This window comes from Nitrosomonas sp. (genome assembly GCF_043753625.1).
In the GTDB taxonomy this organism is placed as follows: Bacteria; Pseudomonadota; Gammaproteobacteria; order Burkholderiales; family Nitrosomonadaceae; genus Nitrosomonas.
In genome coordinates this window covers 1-10,908 of the sequence record NZ_JAYUWI010000112.1, presented here as the reverse complement: position 1 = coordinate 10,908, position 10,908 = coordinate 1, and the positions used below count along the sequence as shown (strand labels likewise).

The 10,908-nt window shown below is 46.1% G+C and carries 11 protein-coding genes and 1 pseudogene; 9 read left to right on the top strand and 3 right to left on the bottom strand.

Translation table 11 applies throughout. The annotated features are described in order from the left end of the window. Positions 1 to 94: 94 nt before the first annotated feature. From cobO to ACH10T_RS09455, 3 genes are all read left to right on the top strand, one after another. Positions 95 to 700 carry a cob(I)yrinic acid a,c-diamide adenosyltransferase gene (cobO, locus tag ACH10T_RS09465; protein ID WP_394809040.1) on the top strand — a complete coding sequence of 202 codons (606 nt, stop codon included), beginning with the start codon at positions 95 to 97 and terminating at the stop codon, positions 698 to 700. Between the two features lie 379 nt (positions 701 to 1,079). After that, positions 1,080 to 2,036 (top strand): ferric reductase-like transmembrane domain-containing protein, encoded by a 957-nt coding sequence (locus ACH10T_RS09460; protein WP_394809039.1) that lies wholly within the window; start codon positions 1,080 to 1,082, stop codon positions 2,034 to 2,036. After that, positions 2,026 to 2,337, top strand: coding sequence for a hypothetical protein (locus tag ACH10T_RS09455; protein ID WP_394809038.1), 312 nt, complete (start codon positions 2,026 to 2,028; stop codon positions 2,335 to 2,337). Before ACH10T_RS09460 ends, ACH10T_RS09455 begins: the two co-directional genes overlap by 11 nt. Positions 2,338 to 2,477: 140 nt before the next feature. On the opposite strand, the gene msrB is transcribed toward ACH10T_RS09455, so the two are convergent. Continuing rightward, entirely contained in the window at positions 2,478 to 2,996 is a 519-nt protein-coding gene (gene msrB / locus ACH10T_RS09450) for a peptide-methionine (R)-S-oxide reductase MsrB (protein ID WP_394809037.1), read from the bottom strand. 158 nt (positions 2,997 to 3,154) lie between these two features. Next, positions 3,155 to 3,313, bottom strand: a complete 159-nt coding sequence (locus ACH10T_RS09445) for a hypothetical protein (RefSeq protein WP_394809036.1) — start codon at positions 3,311 to 3,313, stop codon at positions 3,155 to 3,157. Positions 3,314 to 3,922: 609 nt separating this feature from the next. On the opposite strand from ACH10T_RS09445, the gene ACH10T_RS09440 reads away from it, so the two are divergent. Then, positions 3,923 to 5,467: a reverse transcriptase domain-containing protein gene (locus tag ACH10T_RS09440; protein WP_394809035.1), complete on the top strand. Its 1,545-nt coding sequence runs from the start codon at positions 3,923 to 3,925 to the stop codon at positions 5,465 to 5,467. Between the two features lie 71 nt (positions 5,468 to 5,538). Here ACH10T_RS09440 and ACH10T_RS09435 read toward each other — a convergent pair whose 3' ends face one another. Beyond that, positions 5,539 to 5,922 carry a multidrug ABC transporter permease gene (locus ACH10T_RS09435; protein WP_394809034.1) on the bottom strand — a complete coding sequence of 128 codons (384 nt, stop codon included), beginning with the start codon at positions 5,920 to 5,922 and terminating at the stop codon, positions 5,539 to 5,541. 213 nt (positions 5,923 to 6,135) lie between these two features. Between ACH10T_RS09435 and ACH10T_RS09430 the strand changes: the two genes are divergently transcribed. The 5 genes and pseudogenes from ACH10T_RS09430 to ACH10T_RS09410 all read left to right on the top strand — a co-directional run bounded on the left by ACH10T_RS09430 (position 6,136) and on the right by ACH10T_RS09410 (position 10,542). Continuing rightward, the gene (locus ACH10T_RS09430) at positions 6,136 to 7,308 is read left to right on the top strand and encodes an alkaline phosphatase PhoX (protein WP_394809033.1); all 1,173 of its coding nucleotides are present in this window, start codon (positions 6,136 to 6,138) and stop codon (positions 7,306 to 7,308) included. Positions 7,309 to 7,615: 307 nt separating this feature from the next. Next, the gene (locus ACH10T_RS09425) at positions 7,616 to 8,563 is read left to right on the top strand and encodes a DnaJ C-terminal domain-containing protein (RefSeq protein ID WP_394809032.1); all 948 of its coding nucleotides are present in this window, start codon (positions 7,616 to 7,618) and stop codon (positions 8,561 to 8,563) included. A 3-nt stretch (positions 8,564 to 8,566) separates the two neighbouring features. Continuing rightward, the gene (locus ACH10T_RS09420) at positions 8,567 to 8,884 is read left to right on the top strand and encodes a chaperone modulator CbpM (RefSeq protein ID WP_394809031.1); all 318 of its coding nucleotides are present in this window, start codon (positions 8,567 to 8,569) and stop codon (positions 8,882 to 8,884) included. A 43-nt stretch (positions 8,885 to 8,927) separates the two neighbouring features. Then, a pseudogene (gene trxC / locus ACH10T_RS09415) lies at positions 8,928 to 9,357 on the top strand (thioredoxin TrxC). Positions 9,358 to 9,384: 27 nt separating this feature from the next. Then, positions 9,385 to 10,542 (top strand): S1C family serine protease, encoded by a 1,158-nt coding sequence (locus tag ACH10T_RS09410; protein ID WP_394809030.1) that lies wholly within the window; start codon positions 9,385 to 9,387, stop codon positions 10,540 to 10,542. Positions 10,543 to 10,908: the final 366 nt, after the last annotated feature.

Genomic DNA, 10,908 nt, shown 5'->3' with positions numbered 1-10,908 from the left:
GTTTTTTATTTGGGCATCGCCGTGGTGATGCATACGCTCTTCACGTTGATTATTCAGCAATTCAATCCACGCAACACCACTGCGGGATAACGCCATGGTTGATTCCGAGCGCTCTGAACGCCACCGCACACGCATGCAGCGAAAAAAAGAATTAATCGATGCTGCGATTGCACGCGCTGACCGTGAACAAGGCTTATTGCTGGTTCACACCGGCAATGGTAAGGGAAAATCCAGCTCGGCATTTGGCATGATTGCACGGGCACTGGGTCATGGTATGCGCGTGGGAGTAGCGCAATTTATCAAAGGGCGCTCGGACACAGGCGAAGAAGCCTTTTTCCGCAGTCAGGAAAATGTCATCTGGCATGTGCTAGGCGAAGGCTTCACGTGGGATACGCAAAATCTAGAGCGCGATACAGAAACAGCACAACGCGGCTGGGCCATTGTGCAAGAAATGCTGCGCGATCCGTCGTTCGATCTGATCATCCTCGACGAGCTGACTTATCCGCTCAAGTTTGGCTGGCTGGATTTAACCACAGTACTGGACGATCTGAAAAACCGCCCGCCCATGCAGCATGTCGTCATTACTGGGCGCGGCGCACCCGATGCGCTATGCGAAGCTGCGGATACCGTCACCGAAATGACGGATATTAAACATGCTTTTCGGGCTGGCATTCAGGCACAGAAAGGCATAGATCTGTAACCTTATGAGCAAGAATATTGCTTCAGGATACTGAACGACTACTATTTATGGTGTCCTCAGAAAGTTAGAAGACATTCTGACTGTAGCCAATCTTGCATTTTGACGAGCGAGATTGCTTCGCCAATCCAGTTATTTTCGAGCAAGCATCCCCCCGTAGGACACTTCATTGCGCAGAATGGTGAGCCGGGTGCAATCGGGTTTCACTTGCCGAAACAGCCCGCATCAAGAATTGTAACAAACTACCATCAACCGTTTTGAGGTGAGGCATCATGCGGAGATATCTAACCGATTCATTGATTCATAATCAGAACATTCTGAGCAATTCATCCAGATGATGACAGACTCCTAGAATACTTTGAAACAAGAGTAAGATACCCCCATGATAAAAGCGAGCGTTGTAACGAAGATTGTAATTATCGCGACGGCATTGTTGCCGGCACTGATGGTAATTTCTTCGTTGCCGCTCAATCTTTACGGATTCGGTATTTTGTCGGGCTGGCTCGGGATGGGACTGATTTCCGCCAGTTTACTATTGATGATCCGTGAGCCGGTTTGGACGGCTTGGTTTGGCGGATTACAACGCATGTATCAGTGGCATCATAATATGAGCGTGGCGGGGTATAGCTTGCTATTAACACACCCCTTCGTTCTGGCCAGCAGTTACTTCGAAGTTGATCTCGATACCGTATGGGAGTACCTGTCACCTTTTAATCCGGATATCCTGAATAGGATGGGCTGGATTGGGTTGATCGGCTTCATGCTGGGTTTGGCAGCATCTTTCTCGCTGCATCTGCCCTATAGTTGGTGGCGGCGTCTGCACATGTTGTTAGTGGTCGCTATGCTGATCGGTTTGGGACATATCTGGATCGCCAGTAGTTTTTCTGTCAGCCTGACGATCGTTTTGTTGATTACCGTGGTTGCTATGAGCTGGCGGCTGGTGCGTAACGATTATGGTGCCGGTTCCTTTCCTTACGAAGTCAGTACGGTTTCTCATCCATCGGAACACATTACGGAGGTAATGTTGCGTCCACTGGCCAAGCCGATAAGCATTGCCCAGGGTCAATTTGTCAACGCGGCTTTTTTTGAGGGACCTCTTTTTCAGGGCTGTGGTGAATTTCACCCTTACACAGTCAGCAAAATCGCTGAAGATGGCAGTTTATCGCTCAGTGTTAAAGCGTTGGGCGATTGTACGAAACATATTCAAACACTTGGGCCCGGTGTGGCTGTCCGCCTGCAAGGACCTTATGGGATTTTTTTACTGGACCCGGCCATCGTCACCTGCAGTTTGGATTGCAGGCGGCATTGGTGTTACGCCATTCCTAGCCATGTTGCGTAGTCATTTGGTCACGCAGAAAACCGATCTGGTCTATGTGCACCGTGAACCTGAACGGGTTCCTTATGAAGCAGAACTGCGAGCCTATGCAACAGACCAAGCGTTATTCCATGTGCACTCCCTCACGATGGAAAAGGACCCAACGCCGTTATTTACCTGGCTTGCAAGTATCGATGATTTAAATGAGCGGCAAATCTATCTCTGCGGGCCGCCACTACTGGTAGAGAAAGTTACTGACTGGTTGCAGGAACAAGGTGTGCCCGAACAACAAATCCATTTTGAGCAGTTTGATTTTCGCCCATGAAATGTATTTATATTGCTGCAACCATAGTATTTTGGCTATTTGTAATCGGTTTATGGACTTGCGTTCCGGGTTATCGGAATTAATCGATGCGATTTGCCTTAATTTTGCAGGAGCAATGTCCCTGGCGCGCAATCAACCGATCAGCTCCTGAGCGTTGGCAGTTGTTCGTCTTTTGGCACAAACTTCAGCGCAGTGCCGTTGTTGCACCACCGCTCTCCACGTGGCGGCGGGCCGTCATTAAATACGTGGCCTTGATGCCCCCCGCAGCGCACGCAGTGGTATTCCGTGCGCGGCTTGATCATCTTGAAATCAAGTTTAGTTGCTATGTGCCCAGCGATAGGCTGGGTAAAACTTGGCCAGCCTGTGTTGCTTTCATATTTAGATGAACTTTCAAATAACGGCAGATAGCATGCGGCGCAAATAAAGGTACCTTCGCGATCCTCATAAACCAGATTACTGGATTCCGGGCGTTCGGTTTCTTCTTCAAACAAGATCTTATAAGCTTTGGGCGAGACCAACCCGCGCCATGCTTCATGCGGTTTGTTTAAGGGTGTAATCGGACTGGAGGCCTCCCCAATGACTTGTGCCCGAAAGCATGCGGGAATCAACGGAAACACGGCCGCCACGGCAAGACTTTGTAACAAAATGCGTCGTTTCATAAATTTGCTCCATAGCGAGGGTATTTTACAGGTGATTTGGTTTGAATATCCGCAATAATATCTGCAGCGTGATGGGATGTTTTTGGACTTTAACACTTGGTTACTGCGCGTGCACTTGATCAAGCAACTGCCGAATTCTCGTATCTTCTGGAGCTGATCTAGTATCCTAAATTAATTAAATTAACACAAGTCATGCCACACACCGGCCCACTGCCGCGCTGATGCAAATACCCGAGTTCGATCAAAGAACGAAAATGTTGTTTGAGTGTTTTGCGGCTTGCACCGGTCAAGTTTGATAGCCTCACCGATCGTGACACGACCATGCTTCCGCGCAAAATAAACAACCCTGTGGCAAGACCACGGGGTTGTTTATTTTTCCCGCAGGATATTCCGGTATCGAATCACAAATCCGAAATGGAAAAAAACACAGATCTTACTTCTGCATCAACCGCATTCTCAATTCTAGACCTGTCCCCTTCCTCGCGTAGACCTGTCCCCTTCCTCGCGCTAATCACAGTAAATGTTGAGAAAATGGCTCAGATTCGTAGTTGCGCGAATCTGAGCTATCCTCTCTGTTTAATAACAGATAATGGAGTGACGCCGCAAACCTGATTCATCCGTATCTTTGGAATAATGCTCTAACTTAATGGTTGAATTTTTATCAATCACTGGGATATCAATCGAATCTAGCTCAATCGCGCACTGTAGTACTTGCTTAATAAAAGTGATCTAGTTATATTGGCAGCGCTCAGAGGTCAATCTTATTTAACTCCTGTTGCTGTATCAGCAATGGCACTGGCAATTTTAGGCGAAATCCGCACCTTGTCATATCCTTGAATATATCCATAAATTATACATATTTATTGTGTATATGCCACCTTACGCGAAATGAAGAATAATGAAACCTCTGAGTTCTTTTCACTACAATGAATTTCTTAGAAATTAAAAGCACTCAAGATTTAGCCTATTTTTTTGAATTGGACTACAAAATCCTTGCGCGCATCGCTTATGGCCCCTCAAGAAATGATCTATACAAGATATTTGAAATTCCGAAGAAGTCAGGAGGCAGTAGGATAATTCACAGCCCAGTGAAAACACTTCGGGTTATCCAAAGAAAGCTAGCTGATGAGTTAAAGTATCACTATCGAAAACATGATGCAGCATTTGGATTTGTTGATAAATTCTCAATAGCAGACAACGCCGATAAACACTTAAATCAAAGTTGGGTTTTGAATTTAGATCTAGCCGATTTTTTCCCATCTATCCACTTTGGACGAATAAAAGGGCTGTTTCAAAAACCACCATTCACATTTCCAGATAAAGTTGCGCAATGGATAGCACAGCTAGCCACTTTCGATGGAATTCTTCCACAAGGTGCACCTTCATCACCAATACTTTCAAATATGATCTGTCTCAGGCTAGACAAAGATATAAAAATGCTTGCTAGTCGGCATGGCCTCTCATATACAAGATATGCTGACGACATTACATTATCTGGTAAGAAAAATTTTCCTAAGGAAATTGCCAGGATTGAAAAAAATGACGAAAATTCATTCGTGACCCTTGGAAACGACCTGGTTCTCATCATCGAAAAAAATGGATTCAAAGTTAATCAGTCCAAAACTAGGCTAATTGATCAGTCAGGTCGCCAAGAAGTTACTGGAATTGTGGTAAATGAAAAAAGCAACTTGCCCCGTCAATATATCAATTCGATTCGAGGTGAAATAGGACGATTACGTTTTTTGAATGGAGATAAGCGGCAGATATTATATCTGAGAGTTCTTGGTCGATTAGGTCACCTAAAAAAAGTAATAGGTGAATATGACCCACGCCACATCAAACTAAAAGCTCGGCTAAATGGCATCAAGTTATCTTGCACTCCCAAAGAAACTTTATTTAGATCCATGAATTGGATAGTGGAGAATGAAGAAGAAAGTGTATATGGAACAGCTTTCTATATTAATATGGTAGGCTGGATAACAGCAAATCACGTTATAAATAATCTCGCGACAATAAGAAATTATAAGTTATACCATCCAGACGATCCGCAGCAGAAGAAATACCCCATTCAACTTCAATCTAATTGGTTTGATTCTGACATTGACTATATTGTCTTTAAAGCACCAATCAAACCAATTATCTCAGCCAAACTTGCTAGCACGCAGATCAAAAATGGCGAGGAATGCATCTTGACAGGGTATCCAAATCACAATCACAAAGAAAATTCCGTAAGTATCATTGAAGCAAAAATCACATCAAGTCAAAGGATCCAAAAAGCAACGAGGTTAGTTGTTGACGCAAACATTTTTCATGGAATGAGTGGTGGTTCAGTATTCGATAAAAATAACCGGCTTATTGGTATAGTAACTCACGGTAATAAAGATGGTGAGAACACTACATTTCAGTCCACCTTTACAAGTATTCACTTAATTATGAATGATATAGAAAGAAAAAATGAAAAGCAGAGATAGAAAACAGAGCTAATACATGTAATTTAACTGTTCGAACTAACTAATTAGTTTCCCATTTTAACTACAACTCATTAATTACTCAGATTATTCATTCTAGAAGCATAAACATACCCACCAATCGCTCCCATAATCACACCTACCGGCGCTGCGATAAAGATTCCGATCATCGGTCCCTGATCAGTGTCTTTCGAGATAGCCATAGGTGCTAAAAAACCGATAACAAAAAACAACCCGCCCAGAATTAATGCACCGCCGATGACGGCAATAATGGTGTTCGCTTTTTCGCCAGAAACGAGTTTCCATGCAAACCAGCCTGCCAGCGATGCACAGGCGAGGGACAAAGCCGCGCTGAGCCAGAAAGGAGAACTGGTGGTGATCGTTAAAATCGTGCTGATAAAAAATAGCACCGTCAAAAACATCAGTAGAGATACAATTGGTTTTAGTATTTGAATCATTGCAATACGCTTTTTATATTAATAGACATTTGTGAAAGCTCTGAATAATGCACATTCGTCATTCCGAACAAAGTGAGGAGTCTTTGGCAATCAACACGATAGATTTCTCGCTGCGCTAGAAATGACGGTTATTTAGAGATTCCTTGACAGCGTAACATTGTAAACTATCTCCCATGTATCCATTGCTTGGATTTACTACATGAGTTTCTCAGTATGAATACATTTAACCCGCGTCGGCGCAAATTATTGCAATACGGTTTCATGGGGCTGGGTGCTTTCTTTGGTAATGCTTTGTTACCGTCTCCGCTGAAGGCAGCATCCTTTTCGTTATCTTTGGCAGCACGCGCAGGGCTACTGCCGCCGGATCAAAATGGCGTGCGTCTGCCCGCGGGTTTTACTTCCCGGATTGTGGCGCGTTCGGGGGAAACACTTTTTGGCTATACCTGGCCCGCAGCGCCGGATGGCGGCGCTACTTTTGTCACCCCGGAAGGAGGTTGGATTTATGTTTCCAATAGCGAACTGGGCAATCAAGCGGGTAGCGTGGGGGCATTGCGTTTCAATGTGCAAGGAGAAATTATAGGTGCGTATTCGATTTTGAGTCAGACCAACCGCAATTGCGCCGGCGGGCATACCCCGTGGCAGACATGGCTATCCTGTGAGGAAACCGATAAAGGCCAAGTGTGGGAGTGCGATCCGCTTGGCCGGAAAGCAGCGCAAGTCAGAAGCGCTTTGGGTATATTTAAGCATGAAGCAGTGGCCGTAGATACGCGCAACATGCAACTGTATCTAACCGAAGATCAACCGGATGGTTGTTTATATCGCTATACCGCACGCTCATTTGATGCTACCGGATACCCCAATCTGGAGGATGGTTTTTTGGAAGTCGCCGAGGTCGTCGAAGGCACTATTGGCGCAGTACGCTGGCATACCCTACCCGATCCGCTGGCAACCATGACGCCGGCACGCAAGCAAGTTGCCAAGGGCTCCCGGTTTGATGGTGGAGAAGGTATCTGGTATCACCAGGGTATCATCTACTTTTCTACCAAAGGCGACAACCGAGTATGGGCGTATGATATACAACAGAATCATTTGAGCATCCTCTATAACGCAGCTCTATTTCTCTCGCCCGTGTTAACCGGCGTTGACAATATTACCGGCAATGCTGCGGGCGAATTACTGGTAGCTGAGGATGGCGGTGATATGCAGATTTTTGTGTTGACAGCCGGTAAAGTCCTGCCTTTATTAAAAGTAGCAGGCCATGACCACTCGGAAATAACCGGCCCTGCTTTTAGCCCCGATGGTTCGCGTTTATATTTCAGTTCACAACGCGGCAAGACCGGGCGAGATGAGGATGGCATAACGTTTGAAATTACTGGTCCATTTTGATTAGATTTTCCTCGCCTTCAAGCACTTGATAAATCTACCCAGTGAACCCATCTAGCAGGCTGTTGAAAAACGTATTCGAGGCAGCCGATGCAAGGCAAAAACAGGCGAAAAAGCGCAGTTTATGCTTAATAAATGAGCATTTTTAGCCTGTTTTTAACACCGCAGCGGCAACGCAGATAGTTTTTCAACGGCTTGCTAGCTTGAGCAATGCAACAGCTTGATGTTCACATAAATGTAACTTCACTATTTGATTTAAAGCAGCAATAATGTTCATGGCGTGACTGCGTGATAAACGGGGAGAATTGATTTGGAATTCAAGGATTACTATAAGACACTTGGCGTTTCGCGCGATGCAACGGCAGAAGAAATCAAGAAAGCATACCGCCGCCTCGCGCGCAAGTATCATCCGGATGTTTCCAAGGAAACTGACGCCGAACAGAAAATGAAAGAAGTCAATGAAGCCAATGCGGTACTTTCCGATCCGGAAAAACGCGCGGCTTATGACCAATTGGGACAAGGACGAGGATTCCAGACAGGCAGTGATTTTCAACCGCCCCCCGGCTGGGATGCCGGTTTTGAATTCCGTGGGCAAGGATCTAACGGTGCACAGGCTGCTGATTTCAGTGATTTCTTTGCGGAATTATTCGGCAAGCAAATGGGTGCCGGTGCCCGGCAAGCCCACCACCGGATGCGCGGCGAAGACCATCACGCAAAAATCATGCTCGATCTGGAAGACACCTATCACGGCGCCACACGCAACCTGACACTGCGCATGCCCAAACTCGACAATCAGGGCCGTACCGTGCTCGCCGACCACACGTTGAATGTCCGTATTCCCAGGGGTGTCCATGCCGGGCAAGTGATCCGGCTTGCCGGACAGGGTGGCCCGGGGCATTCCGAGGAAGCCGCCGGAGATTTGTTCCTGGAAGTTCATTTCAAACCGCACAACCGTTACCGGATTGAAAATAAGGATATCTATGCTACGTTACCGGTTGCGCCGTGGGAAGCAGCACTGGGTGCAACAGTTAAAATACCGGTACCGAATGGCCAGGTGGAAGTTCGAGTGCCAGAAAATTCTCAATCAGGCCGCAAATTGCGCTTGAAAGGACGCGGCATCCCGGCTGCCACACCCGGCGACCTATATCTGGTGTTGGAAGTTGTGCTACCGCCCGCTACTACACCCAAAGAACGTGAGTTTTATCAAACTATGGCGCAGGAACTCGCTTTTAATCCACGCCAGAATCTCGGAGTCTAAATCATGTCGCATGAAATCGATGCCATTTTACTTGAGGATGCCATGCTCAATCTGGATGAACTGGCGAGAAGTTGCCAGATCAACCGTGAATGGATTATTGAGCGCGTTCAATGGGGCTTGTTGCTGGATGAAGACTCAATCACTAGCGATCCTGCCACATGGATATTTGATAGCCGAAGTTTTATGCGGGTCAAGAGAATCATAGCGATTGAGCGGGATTTTGAAAGTAATCCGGAACTAGCCGGCTTGGTCGCCGATCTGCTCGAAGAAATTGAAATACTACGCGCCCGCCTAAAAGCATCCGAATTAAATGAAGATTAACAAAGCATCTGTCAGCCAAACGAATTAAATAGGAAGACCGCTCATGTCTTTACATATCGTGTGCCCATACTGTCACGCCACCAATCGCGTACCGGCAGATCGCCTCAGTGCATCGCCCAGCTGTGGGTCTTGCCATCAGGCATTATACCACCCAGCCAGTTGGACTGACGGAAAGTCATTTCAACTGGCATATCGCAAACAACGATATTCCGGTACTCGTCGATTTCTGGGCGCCGTGGTGCGGCCCGTGCCGCATGATGGCGCCTGCATTCACCAAAGCAGCCGCTTTACTAGAACCGGGAATGCGCCTCGCTAAGGTGAACACGGAAGAAGAACAAGGATTAGCCGCCCGTTACAATATTCGCAGCATTCCGACTCTAGCGCTGTTTAAAAGTGGCCGGGAAATCGCCAGACAATCGGGTGCCATGAGCGAACAGGATCTGGTACGGTGGGCGCAAGCACACAACAAATAATGATAAATTTTGAAGGAGCAAACACCTATGCCCAATAACGGATTTCTATCCCGTTTAATCTGGACCTCGCTCATAGTCATATTGCTTGCGTTATTTTTCCATAGCTTCCTATATCATTATTTCCCGGATATTCTGCACCCGGACTATTTCAGCGGTAAGGACAAGCAGGAAAATACCGAGCCGCGAGTAGTCCAGGCGCGTGGCAATTTGGCTGAAGACGAGAAAAGCACGATTGAATTATTTGAGAATTCGCGGGACTCAGTCGTATTTATCACCACGCGTCAACGCGTCATGGACGCATGGACACGCAATATTTTTTCTGTTCCCAGCGGCACCGGTTCAGGTTTTATCTGGGATGATAACGGACATATCATTACCAATCTCCATGTCATCAAAAGCGCCAGTGAGGCTACCATACGCCTGGCCGATGGGCGTGATTATAAGGCTTCCCTGGTTGGCGCCAGTCCGGCGCATGACATTGCCGTACTGAAAATAGGTATTGGATTCCAGCGCCCTGCCCCTGTTCCTTTGGGTACCAGCCACGATCTCAAGGTTGGACAAAAAGTATTCGCTATCGGCAATCCATTTGGTCTGGATTGGACACTCACTACCGGTATTGTCTCAGCGCTGGATCGTTCACTCCCGAGCGGTGATGGAAGTACCATCGATAATCTGATCCAAACCGATGCCGCTATTAATCCAGGTAATTCCGGCGGCCCATTGTTGGATTCTGCAGGTCGCCTGATCGGCATCAATACTGCCATTTATAGCCCCAGTGGCGCCAGCGCCGGCATTGGATTTTCTGTGCCGGTCGATACCGTCAATCGCGTGGTTCCTCAAATCATCAGCCGGGGTAAATACATTCGTCCGGCAATGGGCATTACCGTTGACAGCAAACTCAATAACCGTCTGACTCAACACCTGAAAATAACCGGTGTCGTTATTTTAAGCATCAGCCCAGGATCCGCAGCGGATATGGCCGGACTGCAAGGTGCGACGATCACCCCGGAAGGCAATATCATCGCGAATGATATTATCGTGGCGCTTGAAAATAAGCCCATTGATTCCGTCGATAAGCTACTCGCTCGGGTTGATAGCTATAAAGTTGGCGATACCATCAAGATCACTGTGTTACGAAGAGGTGAAAAAATTGAATTACCGGTTACATTACAACCTGGAGAATAAATAAAAATTCTTCGTCTCATTCATCAAGAAGTACAAGAAATTTTTCTAATTCTGGACATTGGCATCCCGTTAACTATCGCTTGAAAAAAACCATCTTTTCCCTACTTAACAAGCAGATAAGAATAAGGTTTTCAACCAATATTTGATTTTAACTGCAATATTTTGAGGTTGGTTTTGTGAAATGTGGAAACTTTTCGATCTCATATTATTATAGTCAATTGTAATTTATGAATTAATTTCCTGTGTTGAAAGTATAAGTTAACGGGATACTAGGGCCTGTTGACATTTTAAGATAACTATTTAATAAATAGAAACAAACTTGTAATATAGGTATTCCTATAACACCAATAAAACAAGTTTGCGATG